Annotated in this window: 21 protein-coding genes; 6 read left to right on the top strand and 15 right to left on the bottom strand. The window is 70.9% G+C overall.

Features of this window, described 5'->3' with window-relative positions; all coding sequences use genetic code 11:
• Positions 1–32: 32 nt before the first annotated feature.
• Positions 33–701, bottom strand: a complete 669-nt coding sequence (locus tag ACFQU4_RS06275; protein WP_377488222.1) for an alpha-ketoglutarate-dependent dioxygenase AlkB — start codon at positions 699–701, stop codon at positions 33–35.
• 95 nt (positions 702–796) lie between these two features.
• Between ACFQU4_RS06275 and ACFQU4_RS06270 the strand changes: the two genes are divergently transcribed.
• Positions 797–1,231 carry a GNAT family N-acetyltransferase gene (locus ACFQU4_RS06270; RefSeq protein WP_377488220.1) on the top strand — a complete coding sequence of 145 codons (435 nt, stop codon included), beginning with the start codon at positions 797–799 and terminating at the stop codon, positions 1,229–1,231.
• A 13-nt stretch (positions 1,232–1,244) separates the two neighbouring features.
• Here ACFQU4_RS06270 and ACFQU4_RS06265 read toward each other — a convergent pair whose 3' ends face one another.
• Complete coding sequence (locus ACFQU4_RS06265) at positions 1,245–1,883, bottom strand: aminodeoxychorismate/anthranilate synthase component II (protein WP_377488218.1); 639 nt, start codon at positions 1,881–1,883, stop codon at positions 1,245–1,247.
• Positions 1,884–1,944: 61 nt separating this feature from the next.
• Complete coding sequence (locus ACFQU4_RS06260) at positions 1,945–2,766, bottom strand: DUF881 domain-containing protein (RefSeq protein WP_377488215.1); 822 nt, start codon at positions 2,764–2,766, stop codon at positions 1,945–1,947.
• A gap of 104 nt (positions 2,767–2,870) precedes the next feature.
• Here ACFQU4_RS06260 and ACFQU4_RS06255 point away from each other — a divergent pair, with 104 nt between their 5' ends.
• The 3 genes from ACFQU4_RS06255 (at position 2,871) to ACFQU4_RS06245 (ending at position 6,095) form a co-directional block, all read left to right on the top strand.
• Positions 2,871–3,149 carry a cell division protein CrgA gene (locus ACFQU4_RS06255; protein WP_377488212.1) on the top strand — a complete coding sequence of 93 codons (279 nt, stop codon included), beginning with the start codon at positions 2,871–2,873 and terminating at the stop codon, positions 3,147–3,149.
• A 289-nt stretch (positions 3,150–3,438) separates the two neighbouring features.
• On the top strand, positions 3,439–4,782 hold the full coding sequence (locus ACFQU4_RS06250) for an MATE family efflux transporter (RefSeq protein WP_377488209.1): 1,344 nt from the start codon (positions 3,439–3,441) through the stop codon (positions 4,780–4,782).
• Positions 4,783–4,910: 128 nt separating this feature from the next.
• A complete protein-coding gene (locus ACFQU4_RS06245) occupies positions 4,911–6,095 on the top strand; it encodes a hypothetical protein (protein WP_377488206.1) in 1,185 nt (394 codons plus the stop codon).
• Here the strand turns inward: ACFQU4_RS06245 and ACFQU4_RS06240 are convergent.
• Complete coding sequence (locus tag ACFQU4_RS06240; RefSeq protein ID WP_377488203.1) at positions 6,092–6,532, bottom strand: MarR family winged helix-turn-helix transcriptional regulator; 441 nt, start codon at positions 6,530–6,532, stop codon at positions 6,092–6,094. The two genes, ACFQU4_RS06245 and ACFQU4_RS06240, sit on opposite strands and share 4 nt — an antisense overlap.
• A 51-nt stretch (positions 6,533–6,583) precedes the next feature.
• Here ACFQU4_RS06240 and ACFQU4_RS06235 point away from each other — a divergent pair, with 51 nt between their 5' ends.
• Positions 6,584–7,183 carry a TIGR03086 family metal-binding protein gene (locus tag ACFQU4_RS06235; protein WP_377488200.1) on the top strand — a complete coding sequence of 200 codons (600 nt, stop codon included), beginning with the start codon at positions 6,584–6,586 and terminating at the stop codon, positions 7,181–7,183.
• A 581-nt stretch (positions 7,184–7,764) separates the two neighbouring features.
• On the top strand, positions 7,765–8,424 hold the full coding sequence (locus tag ACFQU4_RS06230; RefSeq protein WP_377488197.1) for a hypothetical protein: 660 nt from the start codon (positions 7,765–7,767) through the stop codon (positions 8,422–8,424).
• Position 8,425: 1 nt separating this feature from the next.
• On the opposite strand, the gene ACFQU4_RS06225 is transcribed toward ACFQU4_RS06230, so the two are convergent.
• The 11 genes from ACFQU4_RS06225 to ACFQU4_RS06175 form a co-directional block, all read right to left on the bottom strand.
• Positions 8,426–9,076, bottom strand: coding sequence for a response regulator transcription factor (locus ACFQU4_RS06225; protein ID WP_377488194.1), 651 nt, complete (start codon positions 9,074–9,076; stop codon positions 8,426–8,428).
• Entirely contained in the window at positions 9,073–10,245 is a 1,173-nt protein-coding gene (locus ACFQU4_RS06220) for a sensor histidine kinase (protein WP_377488191.1), read from the bottom strand. The genes ACFQU4_RS06225 and ACFQU4_RS06220 overlap by 4 nt, the downstream gene beginning before the upstream one ends.
• Complete coding sequence (locus tag ACFQU4_RS06215; protein WP_377488188.1) at positions 10,242–11,153, bottom strand: hypothetical protein; 912 nt, start codon at positions 11,151–11,153, stop codon at positions 10,242–10,244. The genes ACFQU4_RS06220 and ACFQU4_RS06215 overlap by 4 nt, the downstream gene beginning before the upstream one ends.
• A gap of 146 nt (positions 11,154–11,299) precedes the next feature.
• Positions 11,300–11,749, bottom strand: a complete 450-nt coding sequence (rplI, locus tag ACFQU4_RS06210; RefSeq protein ID WP_377488185.1) for a 50S ribosomal protein L9 — start codon at positions 11,747–11,749, stop codon at positions 11,300–11,302.
• A gap of 19 nt (positions 11,750–11,768) precedes the next feature.
• Positions 11,769–12,005: a 30S ribosomal protein S18 gene (gene rpsR, locus ACFQU4_RS06205; RefSeq protein ID WP_179752559.1), complete on the bottom strand. Its 237-nt coding sequence runs from the start codon at positions 12,003–12,005 to the stop codon at positions 11,769–11,771.
• Between the two features lie 76 nt (positions 12,006–12,081).
• A complete protein-coding gene (locus ACFQU4_RS06200) occupies positions 12,082–12,657 on the bottom strand; it encodes a single-stranded DNA-binding protein (protein ID WP_377488181.1) in 576 nt (191 codons plus the stop codon).
• 138 nt (positions 12,658–12,795) lie between these two features.
• On the bottom strand, positions 12,796–13,086 hold the full coding sequence (gene rpsF, locus ACFQU4_RS06195) for a 30S ribosomal protein S6 (RefSeq protein ID WP_377488178.1): 291 nt from the start codon (positions 13,084–13,086) through the stop codon (positions 12,796–12,798).
• 291 nt (positions 13,087–13,377) lie between these two features.
• A complete protein-coding gene (locus ACFQU4_RS06190) occupies positions 13,378–14,289 on the bottom strand; it encodes a type IV toxin-antitoxin system AbiEi family antitoxin domain-containing protein (RefSeq protein ID WP_377488175.1) in 912 nt (303 codons plus the stop codon).
• Positions 14,290–14,534: 245 nt separating this feature from the next.
• Positions 14,535–17,102, bottom strand: coding sequence for a hypothetical protein (locus ACFQU4_RS06185; protein ID WP_377488172.1), 2,568 nt, complete (start codon positions 17,100–17,102; stop codon positions 14,535–14,537).
• A 73-nt stretch (positions 17,103–17,175) separates the two neighbouring features.
• Positions 17,176–18,213 (bottom strand): ABC transporter ATP-binding protein, encoded by a 1,038-nt coding sequence (locus tag ACFQU4_RS06180; protein ID WP_377488169.1) that lies wholly within the window; start codon positions 18,211–18,213, stop codon positions 17,176–17,178.
• On the bottom strand, positions 18,210–19,298 hold the full coding sequence (locus tag ACFQU4_RS06175; protein WP_377488166.1) for an ABC transporter ATP-binding protein: 1,089 nt from the start codon (positions 19,296–19,298) through the stop codon (positions 18,210–18,212). Before ACFQU4_RS06175 ends, ACFQU4_RS06180 begins: the two co-directional genes overlap by 4 nt.
• Position 19,299: the final 1 nt, after the last annotated feature.

Raw genomic sequence — 19,299 nt, 5'->3', positions numbered from 1 at the left:
CGCCGAGGACTATCGTGCCCTCCCTTCGCCGGTCACCGGACGCCCCGAGGCCGGAACTGGATGCTGATCCGCGGTCCGACCGGGCGGGCGGTCTTGGGGATCGCGTGCTCCCAGGTCCGCTGGCAGCTGCCGCCCATCACGATCAGGTCGCCGGGCGCCAGGCTCTTCCGGATCGTGACGCCGCCGCCGCGGGGCCGGAGCAGCAGCGAGCGGGCCGAGCCGACCGAGAGGATCGCGACCATGGTGTCCTCGCTGCGGCCGCGACCGATCGTGTCGCCGTGCCAGGCGACGGAGTCGCGGCCGTCCCGGTAGAGGCAGAGCCCCGCGGTCCGGAACGACTCGCCCAGCTCCTCCGCGTAGTGCGCCGACAGGGCGTCCCGGGCCTCCTCCAGCACCGGATGCGGCAACGCGTCGTGCTCGTCGTAGAAGCAGAGCAGCCGGGGCACGTCGACCACCCGCTCGTACATCTGCCGCTGCTCCGCGTACCACGGGACGTCGGTGACCAGGCTCCGGTAGAGCAGGTCGGCGCCGCTCAGCCAGCCCGGCAGCACATCGACCCAGGCCCCGCGGCCCAGCTCCTCCCGGGTGATCTGACCGAGCAGCGGGGTCAGCCCGATCGTCCCCTGGTCGAACAGGGATCCCTGAATCGGCTCCGGTGCCCAGTTGCGTGGATCCGGAGCGAGCGCCTGATGTCCAGCCATGGTTGCAGCATAGCCGAAGATTCGCTACTGTGTTCGATATTCCCGGGTGCGGCCGGACGCTTTCTGTGCAGTGTTCATCCTGCGAGGATTCGGGAGTGACCTATGAGTTCGACGACGACCCGGCGCGGCTCGACGCCGACGCGATCTGGGCCTTTCTCTCCACCGATGCGTACTGGGGCCGCTGGCGCACGCGAGCCGACTTCGACCGTCAGCTCGCCGGCGCCTGGCGCGTCGTCGGCGGGTACGTCAGCCACACCGGAGCCCAGGTGGCGTTCGCCCGCGCGGTCTCCGACGGAGTCTCGGACGCCTACCTCGCCGACGTCTACGTGCACCCCGACCACCGCGGCCAGGGCCTCGGCCGCCGGCTGGTCTCCACCATGGTCGACAACGGGCCCGGCGCCCTGTTCCGCTGGACGCTCGCCACCAAGGACGCGCACGGGCTCTACCGTTCGTACGGCTTCGCCGAGCCCGACGAAACCTTCATGGTCCGCCCGGCGGCTCTGGACCGGAGATTGCCGGACGAGCCCTGAGCCGGCGGGTGGCTCAGGAGCGCGCAGACATCAGCGGAGCCAGCCCGACCGCGCGGGCGGGCGCCTCGGTGTCGCCGCAGACCGCGAGCCAGTTGGCCAGCAGCTGGTAGCCGCCCTCGGTGAGCACCGACTCCGGATGGAACTGCACGGCCTCGACCGCCAACTCGCGATGGCGCACGGCCATGATCACGTTCTCGTCGGTGCGGGCGGTGACCTCGAGCACGTCCGGGAGCGTCTCGGGCATGATCGCGAGCGAGTGGTAGCGGGTCGCGGTGAACGGCGACGGCAGCCCGGCCAGCACCCCGTCGCCGTCGTGCAGCACGCTCGAGGTCTTGCCGTGCAGGAGTTCCGGGGCCCGGTCGACGACGCCGCCGTACGCGACGCCGATCGCCTGCAGGCCGAGGCAGACGCCGAAGATCGGCAGCCGGCCGCCATATTCGGTGACCAGCCGGACGCACACTCCGGCCTGTTCGGGGACGCCCGGGCCGGGTGACAGCAGGATGCCGGCGAACCCATCCGCGAAGTCCGGATCGTCGAAGCGACGGTCGTCATTGCGCCAGACCTCGACCTCGGCCCCGATCTGAGCCAGGTACTGCACCAGGTTGTAGACGAAGGAGTCGTAGTTGTCGACGACGAGGATCTTCACGGGCACCGCACCATTGTGCCCTCCGACCTGGGACGGTGCCCAGCTGCCCGGCCCTCGGCCGGCCGGATCACCGGGTGCCGGGAGTCCGGTTCTCTCCGCCGAGCGATCGGGCGTAGCGCAGTTCGGAGCCGGGATAGGCCGGGAACTTCGCGTTGGCGTCGAAGCCGGTCCGGTAGACGAGTCCGTACGCGTCGACGTAGCGCTGGAAGATGTTCACGAACTCGGAGTTGGCCAGGCCGTCCTCGAGCTGCCGGCGGTCCCCGATCGCCTTGATCTCGTACGGCGGCGCGTACGGGATGCCGTGCAGCACGACGGTGTTGCCGACGCATTTGATGCCCGTCGTCGAGATCACCCGCTGGCCCTGGATCGTCATGGCCTCGGCACCGGACTGCCAGAGGAGGTTGACGATCGCCTGGATGTCCTGCTGGTGCACCACGAGCAGGTCGGCGTCGATGCCGTCGGCGGCCACGGTCTCGGGAGCATCGTCGAGGGTGACCGAGACGGCCGGTCCCGCGACCCCCCGGAGCCCGGCGATGTCGGACTGCCGTTCCAGTTCGGCGATCCGGGCCGGATCGACGCCGGTCCCCTGCTCGGCCAGCTTGTCGACCTCCTGACGCAGTTCGTCGGCCCGGCCCCGGAGTTTCTCGCTGTTCCAGGCCTCCGACCGGACCAGTCCGGCCAGGTCGGTGTTCCGGTCGGGCCGGAGATCGGTGCCGCGGGCGCTCAGGCCGCCGACCACGATCATCAATCCGGCCAGCAGGCAGAGCACGGTCGTCGCGGTGCGCCCGAGCAGGCGCTTCGGGCCGGTGATCTGCTGCCGGTCGCGGGCACGACCGAGCACCCGGTTGACCCGGTTCAACAGGTCTCCGACCGGATGTCGCGACGCCATGCTCCGACAGTAGTGCCCCCGGAGCAGGCACCCGCCTGTGGCCGCAGAATGGCGCCGGTCCGGGGTCACTGACTACCCTGGGCAGCAACGAGCGAGGAGTATCTGTGCCCGAGTCCAAAACCCGAAAATCCGTCGAGAAGAAGAAGTCGAAGAAGGCGACGGAACCGAAGCCGACACCGACCCGGCGGGTCAGGCCGCCGAGCAGCCGGCGTTGGGTCCCGCCGACCTTCATCACGGTCGGGTTGCTCGGAGTCGCCTGGCTGATCGTCTACTACGTGGCCGGCCAGAACATTCCGGTGATGTCCGAACTGGGCAACTGGAACATTCTGATCGGCATGGGCGGCCTGGCCGCCGCCTTCGTCATCGCTACCCTCTGGCGCTGACACCGAGGAATCACACCGGTGTGATTCTCCACAGTTGGGGGTAACCCTGTGGACAACCACGGTGGACTGCCGACGACGTGAGTGGGTCCCCTGCCGCGCAGCGGCGTTCCGCCGGCAGATAGGGAAGAGGCCGGACGGACTTGGGGGCGCGCAGGCAGGGGACCACCAGCACCCATGGTGACACCCGCTAGCCCCGACTCCGGGTTGATTCTGCTGGCGTGTTCCCTGGTCAGGCGCACTTGATGGACCGAAGGCCGGCCTCCCGGCCGGGCCTGGGAGAATGACCGCAATGCCCCAATCCCGCGCCGGCCGCGGCCTCGGTCGTCTCTTCTCCAAGCAGGACCGGGAGATCTTCGCGCTCGCCGTACCGGCCTTCGCGACCCTGCTCTCCGAGCCGCTGCTGCTGCTCGCCGACTCCGCCATCGTCGGCCATCTCGGCACCACCCAGCTCGCCGGACTCGGGCTGGCGGCGAACGTGCTCGCGTTCCTCGTCGGGTTGGCCGTCTTCCTCGCCTACGGCACCACCGGCACCGTCGCCCGCCGCCTGGGCGCGGGGGACCGCGCGGGCGCGATGACCGGCGGCCTGGACGGCATGGTGCTGGCCGTCCTGATCGGCGTGCTGCTCTGCGTCGTGCTGCAGCTGGCGATGCCCGCGGTGCTCGGCATCTACCGGGCCGACCCGGAGGTCACCGCCGCGGCCACCAGCTATCTGCGGATCGCGGCCCTCGGGCTGCCGTCGGTGCTGCTCGTGCTGGCGAGCACCGGCGTCCTGCGCGGACTGCACGACACCAAGACGCCGCTCTTCGTCGTGATCGCGACCAATCTGGCGAACATCGGGCTGAACGTCCTCTTCGTGTACGGACTCGGCTTCGGCATCGCCGGCTCGGCGGTGGGAACCCTGATCGCCCAGACCGGCGCGGCCGCGGTGCTCGCCGTGCTGGTGATCCGCGCGGCCCGGCGGGACGGTGCCCGGCTGCGGTTCCGGCCGCAGGGCATCCTGTCCGCCGCCCGGACCGGCTCGTGGCTGGTGATCAGGACCGCGGCGTTGCAGGCCGGCTACACCGTCACCGTGATGGTCGCGGCGACCGGTGGCGCGACCGCGCTGGCCGCGCACCAGGTGGTCGGTTCCCTGTGGACGCTGCTCGCGTTCGCCCTCGACTCGATCGCGATCGCGGCGCAGGCGATCATCGGCACCGCGCTCGGCGCCGGCGACACCGAGCGGGGACGAGCGGCGATGCGCCGCATGATCGGCTGGGGCGTCGTCTCCGGCTTCGCCTTCGGTGCCGTCGCCCTGCTGGCCCGGCCGCTCTACGTCGGGCTGTTCACGCCCGACCCGGAGGTGGTCCGGCTGATCACCGCGGTGCTGGTCGTCGTCGTGGTGATCACGCCGATCGCCGGCGTGACGTACGTGCTGGACGGGATCCTGATCGGGGCCGGTGACGGCCGCTACCTGGCCCTGGCCGGTTTGGTCGCGCTGGCCGCGTACCTGCCGCTGGCGATCCTGGTCGGCACCAACCAGGCCGGGCTGGTCTGGTTGTGGATCGCCTGGGGCGGCTACATGGCCGCCCGGGTGATCACGCTGCTGCTCCGGGCCCGCGGCACCGCCTGGCTCCGCACCGGCGCGACCGTCTGACCCCTGGCGCGCTCCCCGGGGCCGGCCGACCGGTCACCCGGACACCCCGCCGGCTCACCCGCCTGGGTGATGCCCCGACCCCGTCTCCGGCGAGAAGGTCGACTCGAGAACGAGTCGAAAGGGTCACCATGATCAACTACCTGCAGCAGCCCGGCGGACCACCGCCGGACTGGTCGGACCGTCGGACGGATCGGCGGCTGATCATGCTGGCCGGCCTGGCCGGCCTGCTCTGCTCGGTGCTCGCCGCGGTCTGGCTCGCCGTACCCGCGACCAATCTGATGGCCGACACGACCGGCCAGTTCAACACCGCACTCTCCTTGCTGAACGGGCTGTTCGGCCCCACCGCCACGGCCGGCGCCCTGCTCGGGGCCGGCCTGGTCGGGGTCGGTACGGCCGTGATCCTCCTCGTCCGCGGGACCGCGTCGCTGCCGGCCGCGTTGGTGATCATGATCGGGATCGCCGTGTCCGTGGTGATCGGGATCGGGATCCTCAACGAGACCGCGATCATGATGGCCGGGTACCTGATGGCCCTGGTCGTGGTGGCCGGCAGCGTGCTGCTGGTGGTCCAGCTGGTCCGCAAGTTCAGGATCGGTCGCTGGCTGGCTCTGGCCGTGGTCGCGGGGATCGTGGTGATCTTCGCGACCGGGATCGTGCCGGCGCAGTCCCTGCTGGTGCTGGCCGGCCGGATCGCCGGCCTGCGCGATCGGCTCGGCACGGTGGCGATCATCTTCGGGCTCGCCGCCACGACCCTGCTCTGGCTGTTGGTCGCGGCCCGCATCGCCCAGCGGAACCGAATGCTGGACCGGCCGGCCGCCTGGGTGTTGCGGCATCGCCGGGTGATCACGATCCTGGCCGCGCTCGGCCCGCTCCCGTACTGCCTGATCCGGCTGACCTGGCTGACCCCGTGGCCGTACGGCGGCGCGGAGGGTCTGCCGCCCGACATCCGGATCTGGGGCGTGCTGCTCTCCTCCGGCGGCTGGGCCGGCTTGATCCTCACCCTCGGCCTGATCTCCCGGTGGGGCGAGGTGTTCCCGCGCTGGGTGCCGTTCTTCGCCGGGCGTCCCGTCCCGGTCTGGGTCGCGGCCGGTCCGGGTTCGTTCGTCGCGGCGATCCTGCTGGTGTCGGCGGTCCCGATGATCAGGGCCTTCGGAGCCGAGGGTGTGGTCAGTGGCCTGACCAGCGCGGTGATCTTCCCGTTCTGGTTCTGGGGGCCGATGCTGTCCCTCGCCGTCTGGGGGTACGTCCTGCACCGGCGAGCCGGCCAGACCGAGGCAGCCAGCGAGGTCGAGAGCGCCGCGCGAACGGCGGGCTAAGCCGGGGGGTCGGGCCGGACCAGTCCGGCCAGCGACTGCGCCACCCTGAGGAAGGTACGGCGATCGGCGGCGGGAAGAGGCGCGAGGATCCGCTCCTCTTCCCGCTGGATCGCTGCCTGGGCCCGGTCCCGGGCCCGCCGGCCCTTCGCGGTGATCGCCACCAGGCGGACCCGCCGGTCGTCCGGATCGACGTCCCGGGTGATCATCCCCACCTCCTGCAGGGTGTCCAGATCGGCGATGATCCTGGTCTTGTCCGCGCCGATCATCTCGGCCAGCGCCGCCTGGGTGCGGACCGGTTCCCGGCCGAGGGTGATCAAGATCGAGTAGCCCCACATGGTCAGGCCGTTCGCCTCCAGGATCGGCCGCTCCATTGCCATCAGCTCGCGGACGAACGGAAACAGCATCGCCGCGAGGTCGGGCCGATCACTCATCGCCATGATCCGACGGTACCCTTGAACAGATCATATGCGTGTGCCTATGATCTATGCATGCCTACTGACTCCTTGATCGCTCAGCACGCCGTGGCCGCCCGGCGGACCGTGGAACTCGCCGAACAGGCCACCCCCGAGCAACTGACCGCGCCGACCCCCTGCGCCGGCTGGGACCTGCGCCAACTGCTGGACCATCTGACCACCGAGAACCTCGGCTTCGCGGCGGCCGCCCGCGGCCACGGCAACGACCCGGCGCCGTGGGCCGGCGACCTGAACCGAGCCGACCCCGTCGCCGACTACGCGGCGGCCACCAAGATCCTGCTCGAGGCGTTCGCCGAGCCGGGCGTGCTGGACCGCTCCTTCGCCCTCCCGCTGCTGACCAAGGAGCGCGAGTTCCCCGGTGCGCAGGCGGTGCTGATGCAACTCGTCGACTCCGTGGTGCACGCCTGGGACCTCGCCCGGACCTTGGACCTGCCGCTCGAGTTCGACGACGACATCCTCCAGCCGGTGCTCGACCTGTCCGAGCAGATCCCCGACGACGCCTCCCGTACCGCCCCCGGATCTCCGTTCGGCCCCGCCGCCCCGTACGCCGAGGACGCGACCTCGCTGGACAAGATCGTCGCCCTGCTCGGCCGCTCCCCGTCCTGGCCGAACTAGCCCCAGGACCGGATCGGTGGGCCCGAAACGCCGGCCGGATCTTCGGGAGGTCCGGGCCGGCCCACTACCTCGCCGACGGTGACAACCGGGGTGAATTCCGCCGTGAGTTACCGGCGAGAATTCACTCAGGAGCAGGGCGGGAAGGCCCGAAGGTCGCCCGAGGGCTGGCGCAGGAGCGGGAGGACGACGGCACCGTGGAGTGCGCAGCAGTCGCGGCCGACCCGACCGAGCACACCGCGGAACGCCGGCCGACCTCGGACTGGGCCCGGCCCCCAGCCGGCTCCGACCTGGTCAGGGTGGACACCAGCAAGTTTCGGTCGCTGCCCAGCCTGGCCGCCCTCCACAGTGCTGGTGTCCGCCGGTTCCTCGGACCGGGCCAGGTCGACCGCGCAGCGAGCCGGTTCCGCAGCGTGCCAGATCCTCGCCCAGACAAGGGACGGCGGCGCTCCCTCGACCCCGGCGACTGCGCCGTCGGCATAGTTGATCAAGCTGGACTGGTGGGCGACACGACGTTGGCACCGCCGCGAGAGTCACCGACGGGCCCTTGACCGCGGCGACGCGCACTCTGCCAGGGTGGGATCGTGCGCACCAGGATGATCTCCGTGCTCGGCAGCCCCGGCAGCGGGAAGTCGACGCTCTGCGGCGCGCTGGCCGAACGGTACGCCGCAGCGGGACACGTGGTTGATCATTTCGCCGAGGAGCACATCCTGACCCGGCCGGCCTTCGCCGACGTGGCGGCGGAGTTCGCCGGCGGCGCGGGCAGCGTCCGGCCGGAGACCTTGATCACGGCCACCCGCCGCTATCTGCGCCAGTCGGAGCGTGACGGTGCCGAGTTGTTGATCACCGATGCGCTGCTGCCGTACATCCCCTCGCTGCTCGCCTGGGGCCATGACGAGCCGGCGATCGACACGATCGTCGCGGAACTCGCCCGGGCAGCGCCGCCGACCGAGGTGATCATCGTCCGGCTGGCCGACGACCCTCGGGCCACCCTGCTCCGGGCCGTCGACCGGGAGGGTCCCGGGTGGCTCGACTGGTACGTGAACAAGCTGCGCTCGGCCCCCGGCGCGCGTGGCGTGACCGACCTGGACTCCGCCGCCGACCACCTGCGGGCCGAGGCCGAACTGACCCGGCGGGTCCTGCAGCGGACCGCCTGGACCATGATCGAACTCGAGGTCGGCGACCGCGGCCCGGCCGACCTCGCCGACCGCGCCTGGGAGCTGCTCGCGGCGGAGGTTCGCTGAGTCAGGCGGGACGTACGAAGCGGTGTTCGTAGGCCCAGATCACGATGTGGATCCGGTCCCGAAGGCCCAGCTTGCGCAGGATGCTGGCGACGTGCGCCTTGACCGTGCTGGTGGAGACGAACAGCCGCCCCGCGATCTCCGCGTTGCCCGCGCCGGTGGCGACCAGGGTGACCACCTCCCGCTCCCGATCGGTCAGGTCCGCGGCCGCGGCCGGGTCGCTCCGTTCGACCCGGTCGGCGAGCAGCGCGACCAACCGGCGGGCGGTCGGTGGGGCCAGGACCGCACTCCCTTCGTGCACGGAGCGGATCGCGGCGAGCAGATCGGCGGCCGGCGCATCCTTGAGCAGGAAGCCGGCCGCGCCGGCGGTGAGCGCGGCGAGGGCGTACTCGTCGAGGTCGAAGGTGGTCAGCACGATGATCTTGGGCGTCGGGCCGGGTGCGGCGACCAGCCGGTGAATCACCTCGATGCCATCCAGGCCGGGCATCCGGATGTCCAGCAGCACCACGTCCACGGGCGTCTCGGCCAGGTCTCGCAGTGCCTCGGCACCGGAGCCGACCTGACCGACGACGGTCAGGTCCGGCTGAGCGTTGATCACCATAGCGCAGCCGGTCCTGATCAGCTCAGTGTCGTCCACCAGGTACACCTTGATCATGTCGGCACCGTCCCGGAATCCCTGCCCTGGTAAGGAAAGCGAGCCAGCACGCGGAAGCCGCCGTCCGACTCGGGGCCGGCGTCGACCCGGCCACCGACCGCGTCGACCCTGGTCCGGAGCCCTACCAGCCCGGTGCCGCCGGCCGGAACCGAGAAGGGCACCGAGCCGGCCTGGTTGTGCACCGACACCACGAGTTCATGATCATGCCAGGCGAGCTCCACGGTCGCCCGCGCCGTCGGCCCGGCGTGCTTGATCACGTTGGTCAGCCCTTCCTGCACCACCCGGTAGGCGGCCAGTTCGGTGCCGTCGCCCAGTCGCCGGGGACGGCCGACGCTGGTCTCCTCGATGATCAGGCCCGCCTCGCGGGTCCGCCGCAGCAGGTCCGGTACGCCCGTCAGCCGGGGCACCGGGCCGCGGTGGCCATCCCGCTCACCGAGCACTCCGACCAACGCCCGCAGCTCACCGAGCGCCGCCCGTCCGGTGTCCTCGATCGCGCCCAGGGCCGCCCGGGCGGCCGGTGGGTCCGCGTCGATCGCGAACCCGGCGCCGCGGGCCTGAGCGACGATCACCGCCAGCGAGTGACCGACGATGTCGTGGAACTCGGTCGCGATCCGGTCCCGCTCCCGGGCCGCGGCCCGATCGGCCAGCAACGCCGACTGCTGCCGCCGGGACCGCCGATAGGCACCGATCAGCCAGGCCGCCGCCATGATCACGACGAGCAGCCCGGTGACCAGCCAGGCGGTGGGCCCGGCCAGCCCGGGCGCCGGCTGCAGGAACGCCCGCAGCCCGATCGCGATCGCGCCGCCGACCGCCACCGCGGCCGCGACGATCGACTGGCGAGCCGGGCGCCGGGTGATGAAGTCGCACAGCGCGAGCGGCAGCAGCAGCACCGAGGGCAGCAGCAGGAAGTACGGACTCCCGGCCGCCATCACCACGACCGCCAGCGCGACCATGATCATCGCGGGTACCGGTGCCCGGCGCCGGAACAGGGGCGCGGTGTGGCCGATCAGCAGCCCGGACCCGATCACCAGGGCCGCCGGCCAGGGCGCCGAGACCACCGTGATCACCAGGGACGGGACTCCGAGCAGCAGGACCAGCGCGCCGGTGACGACGGCGTCCCAGCCGGCCCGGTGCCGGTCCGGCCAGGACGACCAGCGGTTCATGATCATCTGCAGGTCCGGCGCCGGCTGTTGCGGGTCGCGATGACCAGGAAGACGCCGAGCGCCGCCCAGCTTCCGTACAGCACGGCGGTCATCCAGCCCGAACCCGAGAAGGCCGCCACCGCCGCCGGCATCGGCCCGCCGAGGCCGTAGTTGATCATGCCGAAGATCGGCAACATGCCCTGATTGAGGGTCACCAGGCTCACCAGCCACCCGGTGGCGATCAAGCCGGCGTGCAGGAGCCGGCTCTGCAGGCCGCGCATGAGCAGCAACGATAGCGCCACCCCGCCGACCAGGATCACCGACTCGGCGACCGGAAAGCCCTCCGGATAAGGGACCGGCCGGGCGAAGGTGCCGCCGAGGAACCAGAAGAACTTCACGCCCGGATAGACCAGGGCCAGTCCGGCGGCCACCAGGGCGGGCCAGCGGGCGGGCGCCCGATCGGTGGACCGCGGAGCAGCGGTACGCAGCATGATCAGGGCGGTCGGGACCAGGGCGGCGGCCGCCGCGACCCGGCCCACGGCGCCGCGCCAGTCGACCAGGCCGAACTCGCCGGCCGGGATGCCGGTGAACCAGAAGAAGCCCCGGAAGAGGTCGAGCACGACACCGGCCGAGGCCCAGAGCAGCAGCACCAGTGCGGCGGCACCCGCCAGCATCGGGGCACGGCCGGTCGGGCGCCGGCGACGTACCACCAAGGTCAGCAGGCCCGCCGCGGCGGCCGCCAGCGAGACCCAGGCCGGGGTTGCGTAGCCGTACCTGGTCGCGTAGTCGTGCTCCGGGCTGAGTGCCGGCAGCCACGGCCGGACCAGCGCGGTCGCGGCGACGGCGAGGTAACCGGTCAGGGCCAGAGCGGGCAGCAGCCTGCTCGGCGGACGGACCGCTCGGATCGACGTAGGCGAGTTCTGCAGGGTTGTCATGCACCCAGCCTCGCCATCAGGTCCGGCCGCCACATCGGCCACGCGGCCAGCCGGCACTGGCCACGCGGCCACGTCAACCCCGGCGTCCCGACAACGACAGCGGCCCCGCACCCTGGTCGGGTGCGGGGCCGTTGCGGTGCTTCGGTTCAGCCGGCGGCGACGACCGTGACCGGCAGGTGCGCGGTGACGGCGTCGTGCAGCTTCACACCGACGGTGTGGGCGCCGACGGTCTTGATCGGCTTGCCGATCTCGACGGTCCGCTTGTCCACGGCGGGGCCGCCGGACTTCTTGATCGCGCTGACGACGTCAGCGGCCGTGATCGCGCCGAACAGCTTGCCGGAGTCGCCGGCCCGCCGCTCGAGCTGAACGGTCAGGCCCTCGATCTGGGTCCGGACCTCCTGGGCGTGGTCGAGGCCACGGATCTCCCGGGCGTCCCGGCTCCGCTTGATGCCCTCGATCTGCTTCTCGCCACCCTTGGTCCAACGGATCGCGAAGTGGCGCGGGATGAGGAAGTTCCGGCCGTAGCCGTCCTTCACCTCGACGATGTCGCCGGCAACCCCGAGGTTGTCCACGGCGGCAGTCAGAATGAGCTTCATCTGGTCAGACTCCTTCGACTCAGCGCGCCGTCGAGGCGTACGGCAGCAGGGCCACCTCGCGGGCGTTCTTGATCGCGATCGCGACCTTGCGCTGCTCCTGGACGCTCAGTCCGGTCACCCGCCGGGCGCGGATCTTGCCACGCTCGGAGATGAACTTGCGCAGGGTGTTGACGTCCTTGTAGTCGATGTTCTGGCCGGCCTTCAGCGGATTCGACTTCTTCTTCGGCTTGCGCTGAACAGGCGGTGATGTGGCCATTGTGGTGCTCTCCTTTACTGAGCCCGGCCAGGGCCTGTCTCCCCGGCCGGAATGTGCCTGTGAATAGTGGGAATGATCAGAACGGGGGCTCGTCGCCCTGCGGCGCCGCCCACGGATCGCTGCCGCCGCCGGACGGCTGGCCGCCGCGCGGCGCGGCCGGGGCACCAGTGGCCCACGGATCCTCGCCGCCGCCGGTGTTGCCGCCGTAGCCGCCACCACCGCCGCCGCCGCCGCTGTTGTTGCTGTAACCGCCGCCTCCGCCGCCGCCACCCTGGCGACCCTGACCGGCAGGGTTCCGGGTCACCTTGGCCGAGGCGTACCGCAAAGCGGGACCGATCTCGTCGACGTCGATCTCGAAGACGGTACGGCGCTCACCCTCGCGGGTGTCGTACGTCCGCGACTTCAGGCGTCCCTGGACGATCACGCGCATGCCCTTCTGCAGCGACTCGGCGACGTTCTCCGCCGCCTGCCGCCAGACGGCGCAGTTGAGGAACATCGCCTCGCCGTCTCGCCATTCGCTGGTCTGCCGGTCGAAGGTGCGCGGCGTCGATGCGACGGTGAAGTTGGCCACCGCCGCACCCGAGGGGGTGAAGCGAAGCTCCGGGTCGGCGGTGAGGTTGCCGACGAGCGTGATCTGGGTTTCGCCTGCCATCGTTGAGGTCTCCGTCAAGCTAGTACGGTCTGCGGTCGGTCTCTAGGGTGCCAGCATCTACTGACAACGACACCCCAAGCGGGCCGCAATCTATGGACAAGTCCCCCGACCGTGGTCGCGGGCCGATGCCCGGGACGCTCAGTGCAGTTCGGGCCGGATGACCTTGGTCCGCATGATCGTTTCGTTGATCGAGAACTGACGGCTCAGTTCCTTCACGTCGTCCGGGGCCGCGGTCAGGTCGATCACCGCGTAGATGCCTTCGGACTTCTTCCGGATGTCGTACGCCAGCCGGCGACGGCCCCAGATGTCAAGATTCTCGACCGATCCGCCACCGTTGGTGATGATCTTCAGGTACTGCTCGAGCGTCGGCTGAACGGAACGCTCTTCAGTATCGGGGTCGAGGATGACCATGATCTCGTACTTGCGCATGCGCGAACTCCACCTCCTCTGGTCTCAGCGGCCACGGGACGGCCCCGTGGCAGGAGGGCGAATGCAGCGAGTCGCTCGTTCCGCGAGCAACCCGCACGGTGGCACCGAAGCACACACCGACCCCGCAGACTACCCGCCCCCTCCTCCTCCACGCCAATCCACACCCCGCCCCACCCGACTGGTGCACCGATCCGCGACCGTTCCTCCGATCCGCGACCCGTGCAACGGTCGCGAATGAGTGGAACGGTCGCGGATCGCGATCGGGCTCGGGGTCGCGGGCCGGGCGCCAGGTCAGGCGTGGCGGCGGGCGGCGCGGGTGAAGGCCCGGCGGACGCGGGCGGCGAGTTGGGCGGGGCGGGAGAGGTCGGACCAGATCAGCCGGACGACCTCCCAACCGAGATCGCGCAGCGCGTCCTCGCGGAGCTTCTCGGCCACGATGACGTCCGAACTCGTCTCGCCCGGCTTCAGCAGCCGGCCGTACTTGATCAATCCGTCGAACTCGCCGAGGGTCCGCTGCTCCACCCAGGCGTAGTCACACCGGGCGACGAACTCACCGTGCTCGTCGTGTACCTCGTACTGCAGCGTCGGCCGCGGCAGTCCGGCAACGGCCATCACGACCCGCCCCTCCGACTCGCCGACGCTCTCGCTCCGCCCGTCGGCGAACTCCAGGACCCGGCGAGCCCGGCCGATCCCGGTGTGTCCGCCCAGTCCGCCGACCACGGCCGCGGCCTGGTCGACCAGCAGTCCGCGAGTCAGGGCCGCGTCGGCCAGGGCCACCGCACGACGCTCCGGAAGTCGGCGGGCGACATCGACGACCGTTCGGGCCAGGGAGGTCACCGGTCGGCCGTCCAGGATCACCCGATCCGCAGTCGTCAGCGGCCCGACGTGCAGATGGACGGCGCGCCTGACGTATCCGCCCGACCGGCCCGACCGAGTGAGATCGACTCGCTTCAGGGTGTCCCTGAAGATCGGCAAACCGTGCAGCACCCCGGCCGACAGGTGGCTGACGACGACGTCAGTACTGCTGAGTCGCAGCGTCGCGTCGATCAGCCGCCGATGCCGGTCCCGCTCACCGTCGGCCTCCTCGGTCACGTACCCGCCACGCCGGATCCGGGTCAGTTCACCCCGCCGGACCAACCGCGCGATCTCCGAGGGCCGATACCCCCGCGCGGCCAGCTGCCGCGCCATCACTACCTCGCTCACCTCTCGAACCCCACCACCACATCCGCGCCATCGCCGCTGCCACAGAAAATCTGTGGACACGCGAGATTCATCGCCGCCGGCTGTGGACAACCGCGCCATCGCGCGATCCGCGACCGTTCGTCGCAGCCGCGGCCCGCGCCGGGCGCCGGGCGCGACGCCACAGCCGCGACCGTTCGACGCATCCGCGACCGTTGCACCAGTCGCGGACCGGAGGAACGGTCGCGGATGCGAACTTGGGGGGCGGGTCAGGGGGTGCGGGATTGGGGGCCGCCGGTGAATTGGTCGCTGGTGAGCAGGTGGTACGGCTGGTTGGCCAGGTCGGGCTCGAAGCCCGGGTGGACGGTGACGCCCTGCTCGGCGTGGTCGACGGTGAAGAAGTACATCAGCGGGTACGTCGAGGCGGTGTAGGCGGCCGGGATGGTGCCCTGATAGCCGCCGTTCGACGGCTCCAGGTCGACGCTCTGGAAGGACTCGGCCTGGTTGACGTGCCGGTAGTTCAGCCGGACGCCGGCCACGCCGGGATCGGCCTGCACCGCGATGACCAGGTCCTCGCCGCGCGCGTACGTCTTCGGCGGCTCATGCCGCAGGCCGGTCCGGGCCGGGCGGAGCGGGTGCTCGATCGGAGCCGGTTCGTCGGCGGTGATGTGCCCCGGGCCGGTCGCGTCGGCGAGTTCGGCCTCCATCGAGATCACGTCCTGCTCCAGCGCCGGGAGCCGGTCGGCCCAGTGGCCGTGCTCGTTCCGCTCCGGGCCGAAGCGCAGGTCGATCGTGTAGATCCCGTCGACGATCGGCACGATCTCCGCGTACGCGCGCAGGGCCGCCCGGTGCTGGTCGACGGCCCGGCGCAGCGAACCGAGGTTGCCGGTCCGGCGCCACACGGCGTAGTCGGCCGCCGAGCGGAACTTGCCGGCGAAGTAGCGGCCCAGCCGGTGCTGGATCTCCAGGTCGACCAGGGCCCGGCGGAGCTGCGGCGACGGGTCGGCGACGGACCGCAGCGATTCCAGCGGGCCGGCGGCGGCTTCGGTCATGCCCTCGATCCAGGTCGCCACCTCGGCCGGCGTGTGCCGTCCGTCCAGCCGCCCGGCGGCAAGATCATCCGCGTACTGGTCGATGACGTAGAACTGGGTCGGGTCGAACGGGCTGACCGTGCCCCAGCGCGGCGGGTCGTCGGTGTCGCGGTAGTGCCCGGGATGGACGCCGTCGGTGATCGGCAGGTTGGTGTAGACCTCGGGCCAGTAGCCGTTGTTGGAGCCACCGACGCCGTGCACGACCGTGAGCAACGGCAGGATCCGGCTGAGCGGGGCGAGGGCGGCCGCGACGGCGTCGCCCGCGTCTCCGTACGTCTCGCGCAGGTGGCCCGTCCACTCGTCGGCCGGCGCGTCCGGGTTGTAGAGCAACCGGCCCCAGAGCAGATAGGTGTAGCGGTACTTGGTCCAGTCCTGCAGGCCCAGCTTCAGCTCCGGGTCGACGTAAAGCTCGCGGCCGCCGGGTCGGCCGGATCCCTTGCGTCCCTTGAAGAACAGCGGTTCGCAGACGTCGACGCCGCGCGCGCCGGCGAAGGTGGACAGTCGTCCGTAGCCCGCCGCGAGGGCCGGGTCGCCCCAGAGCAGCACCTTCTGGGTGCCCGGCCAGACCCGGAAGATCAGATCGGCCTGCCGGTCCTCGTTGAGGAAGTCGCCGTACCCGTAGCGGGTGAACCGGCGGGAGAACTCGGTGATCGCCGTCATCTCCTTGCCCGGCGGCACCGGCTTGGCCTCCTCCCGGCGACGGATCGTCGTCTGGTGGTACGGCAGCCCCTGGTGCTCCGCCCAGTACTTGGCGGACAGCACCGGCTGCAACGTGGGCTGGTCGACCGCGTCCAGCAGGGCTTGATCAACTCCCTTGGCGTGCATGTCGACCTCGAGCTCGCGTCCGGTCGCCGCCAGCGCGTCGAAGACCTTGCCCCAGAACGCCTCGTGACCTTGATCATGGATGCCGCCCTCGTAGTGCACCCGGAAGGTGAACCCGCTCAGCTCCGGGACCTCGGCCACCAGCCGGGTGATCGCGTCGGCGCAGTAGTCGGCATGGGTCTCCGGAGTCAGCCCGGTGATCGGGAACCGGTGCTCGGAGTCGCGGCCGTAGTCGTACGCGTGATTCCACAGGCCGAGCTGGAACTTGAGCCCGCGCCGCACGGCCTCGGCCGCGACGAACTTGATCATGTCCAGGTTGGCCCGCTGTTCGTCGGCGGACACGCCGTCCGCCCGGACGTCCCAGCCGTCCACGTCGAACAGGAACGGATAGGCGAAGCAGAGATAGTTGTCGGTCGCGCCGTGCCGGTCGGCCCCGTAGTTGTACTGCATGCCGAGGGCCAGGTGGAACCGGCTGAACCGGCAGCCCGCGATCCAGTCCAGGTAGTCGGTCCAGAACTGTTGATCACGGAACCAGGGCAGGTCCTCGTCGACGCTGGAGAAGGACCGCATGATCCCCCGCGTCGGTACGGCAGCGACGCCGCGCCGCCCGTCCAGGTGGCCGATCGCCGCGTCCAGCGACCCGTCCAGGGCGAGCTGGTCGGCCAGCCCGATCAGCGCGTAGGAGGCACCGACGGGAGATCCGGCCCGGACGGCGAGCCGGCCCGCCGCGGCGTCGTACCGGAAGTCCTCCGGTCCAAGATCATCCGCAGCGGTCACCGTCACCGCCGGATCGGCGCCGGCGGTGATCAGCTCCACTCCGAAGCGGTTCAGCTGCTCGGCGACGATCTGCCGGGACCAGTCGACCGGGGGGCCGGCGACCGACGCGTCGACCTCGAGGACGATCGGGGCGGGACGGGATTCCATGATCAGATGCTCCTTCGGCTCCAGAGGATTCGGGCTTGGCCCTTCGACGAGCTCAGGGCGCGTGAGAGGTCGGTCAGGGGACGGACTGGTCGACGCCGGTCAGGCTGAGCGTCTCGGTGTGGTGGCAGGCGGCGCGATGATCACCGGCCAAGGCACGCAGTTCCGGACGCTGCTGGACGCAGGCCTCGTCGTCGGCGTATTCGCAGCGGGTGTGGAAGAAGCAGCCGGACGGCGGGTTCGCCGGGTCCGGGAAGTTGTCCGGCAGCCGGTGCCGGCGTCCGCTGCCGCGCAGCCGCGGGTCCGGCCGCGGCACGGCGGACAACAGCGCCTGGGTGTAGGGATGCCGCGGCTGCCGGTACAGCTCGGCGGTGTCGGCCAGCTCGACGATCTTGCCCAGGTACATCACCGCGACCCGGTCACAGAGGTTCTCCACCACCGACATGTCGTGCGAGATGAACAGGTAGGTCAGGTCGAACTCTTCCTGCAGGTCGCGGAGCAGGTTCAGCACCTGCGCCCGCACCGACACGTCCAGCGCCGAGACGGCCTCGTCCGCGATCACCAGCCGTGGCTCGGTGATCAAGGCCCGGGCGATGTTGACCCGCTGCCGTTCGCCGCCGGAGAAGGCGTGCGGATAGCGGCGCAGGTGGCCGGGCGAGAGTCCGACCTTGCGCAGCATGATCGCGACCCGCTCCTCCAGCTCCGACCCGCGGGCGACCCCGGCCACCCGGAGCGGATCGCCGACGATCTCCAAGATCGTCATCCGCGGGTTCAACGAGGAGAACGGATCCTGGAAGACCACCCGGACCTGGTTCTGGTACGGCCTCAGCTCGCGGGCGTTCAGCGTGGCGAGGTCGACCACCCGCCCGTCCGGGCCGCGGTAGCGCAGCCGGCCCTCGGTCGGCCGTTCGCTGCGGACGATGCACCGGCCGAGCGTCGTCTTGCCGCAGCCGGACTCGCCGACCAGGCCGAGCACCTCGCCGGACCGGATCGCCAGGTCGACCCCGTTGACGGCGTGCACGTGCCCCGTGGTCCGGGCGAACAGGCCGGTGCCGCGGATCGGAAACCGCATCGACAGGTTCTCGACGCTGAGCAGGGCGCCGGAGTCGATCATGATCGGGCCGCCTCTCCCTGGTGTCGGTCGAGTCGTTCTCGATCATGGAGGACGCAGCAGGCCCGGCGGCGTTCGCCGAGTTCGATCATCGGTGGCTCCTCGACGTCGCACAGACCCGGGATCGCTTCCGTACAACGAGGATGGAAGGGGCAGCCGGCCGGGCGTTGCAGCGGCGCCGGCACCTGGCCCGGGATCGTGGCCAGCCGTTGCCGGGCACCGCGGCCCATCCGCGGGATCGAGGCCAGCAGCGCCCGGGTGTACGGATGCTGCGGGTCGTGGAAGATCTCGTCGACCGGACCCTGCTCGACCACCGTGCCGAGATACATCACCACCACCTCGTCGGCGATCTCCGCGACCACACCGAGATCGTGGGTGATGAAGATCATCGACATCTCGGTCTCGGCCTGCAGATCGGCCAGCAGGTCGAGGATCCGGGCCTGGGTGGTGACGTCCAGCGCGGTGGTCGGCTCGTCCGCGATCAGCAGCCGCGGCCGGCAGGACAGCGCGATGGCGATCATCACCCGCTGGCACATTCCGCCGGACAGCTGGAACGGGTAGCTCTCCATGATCCGTTCCGGCCGCGGGATCCCGACCCGGCCGAGCAGCTCCACGCCGCGCCGCGAGGCCTCCTCCTCGGTCAGGTCGAGGTGCACCCGGATCGCCTCCACCAGCTGGTTGCCGACCGTGTACATGGGCGACAGCGACGCCATCGGCTCCTGGAACACCATCGCGATCTCGCCGCCCCGGATGCCGCGCAGCCGTTCGCCCTCCGGGTCCAAGGCGACCACGTCCACCGGCTCGCCGGCTGCGGAATCCCCACCGGACAACAGGATCCGGCCGTCGACGATCCGGCCGGGCCGCTCGATCAGCCGCAGCACCGACCGGGCGGTGATGCTCTTGCCACAGCCGGACTCACCGACCACGCAGACCGTCTTCCCGGCCGGCACCGAGAGGCTCACCCCGTCCACGGCGCGGACCACGCCACCGTCGACGAAGAAGTGGGTCCGCAACCGGTCGATCTCGAGCAGGATGTCGTGGTCACCCTGGCGGCCCTTCGACAGGCTCAGGGCACGATCCTCGGTCATC

This window comes from Microlunatus sp. GCM10028923, from assembly GCF_042666975.1.
Lineage (GTDB): Bacteria > Actinomycetota > Actinomycetes > Propionibacteriales > Propionibacteriaceae > Microlunatus.
The sequence above is the reverse complement of the archived record's forward strand: the minus strand, read 5'-3'. Positions and strand labels throughout refer to the sequence as shown.

Bases quoted from the DNA above. Each gene is read 5' to 3' on its own strand.
- ACFQU4_RS06200 (WP_377488181.1), bottom strand. From the start codon at position 12,657: ATGGCAGGCGAAACCCAGATCACGCTCGTCGGCAACCTCACCGCCGAC.
- rpsF (WP_377488178.1), bottom strand. From the start codon at position 13,086: ATGCGCAAGTACGAGATCATGGTCATCCTCGACCCCGATACTGAAGAG.
- ACFQU4_RS06260 (WP_377488215.1), bottom strand. From the start codon at position 2,766: ATGGCGTCGCGACATCCGGTCGGAGACCTGTTGAACCGGGTCAACCGG.
- ACFQU4_RS06250 (WP_377488209.1), top strand. From the start codon at position 3,439: ATGCCCCAATCCCGCGCCGGCCGCGGCCTCGGTCGTCTCTTCTCCAAG.
- ACFQU4_RS06275 (WP_377488222.1), bottom strand. From the start codon at position 701: ATGGCTGGACATCAGGCGCTCGCTCCGGATCCACGCAACTGGGCACCG.
- ACFQU4_RS06225 (WP_377488194.1), bottom strand. From the start codon at position 9,076: ATGATCAAGGTGTACCTGGTGGACGACACTGAGCTGATCAGGACCGGC.
- ACFQU4_RS06215 (WP_377488188.1), bottom strand. From the start codon at position 11,153: ATGACAACCCTGCAGAACTCGCCTACGTCGATCCGAGCGGTCCGTCCG.
- ACFQU4_RS06240 (WP_377488203.1), bottom strand. From the start codon at position 6,532: ATGGCGATGAGTGATCGGCCCGACCTCGCGGCGATGCTGTTTCCGTTC.
- ACFQU4_RS06235 (WP_377488200.1), top strand. From the start codon at position 6,584: ATGCCTACTGACTCCTTGATCGCTCAGCACGCCGTGGCCGCCCGGCGG.
- ACFQU4_RS06185 (WP_377488172.1), bottom strand. From the start codon at position 17,102: ATGGAATCCCGTCCCGCCCCGATCGTCCTCGAGGTCGACGCGTCGGTC.
- rpsR (WP_179752559.1), bottom strand. From the start codon at position 12,005: ATGGCCACATCACCGCCTGTTCAGCGCAAGCCGAAGAAGAAGTCGAAT.
- ACFQU4_RS06245 (WP_377488206.1), top strand. From the start codon at position 4,911: ATGATCAACTACCTGCAGCAGCCCGGCGGACCACCGCCGGACTGGTCG.
- ACFQU4_RS06180 (WP_377488169.1), bottom strand. From the start codon at position 18,213: ATGATCGACTCCGGCGCCCTGCTCAGCGTCGAGAACCTGTCGATGCGG.
- rplI (WP_377488185.1), bottom strand. From the start codon at position 11,749: ATGAAGCTCATTCTGACTGCCGCCGTGGACAACCTCGGGGTTGCCGGC.
- ACFQU4_RS06220 (WP_377488191.1), bottom strand. From the start codon at position 10,245: ATGATCATGAACCGCTGGTCGTCCTGGCCGGACCGGCACCGGGCCGGC.
- ACFQU4_RS06175 (WP_377488166.1), bottom strand. From the start codon at position 19,298: ATGACCGAGGATCGTGCCCTGAGCCTGTCGAAGGGCCGCCAGGGTGAC.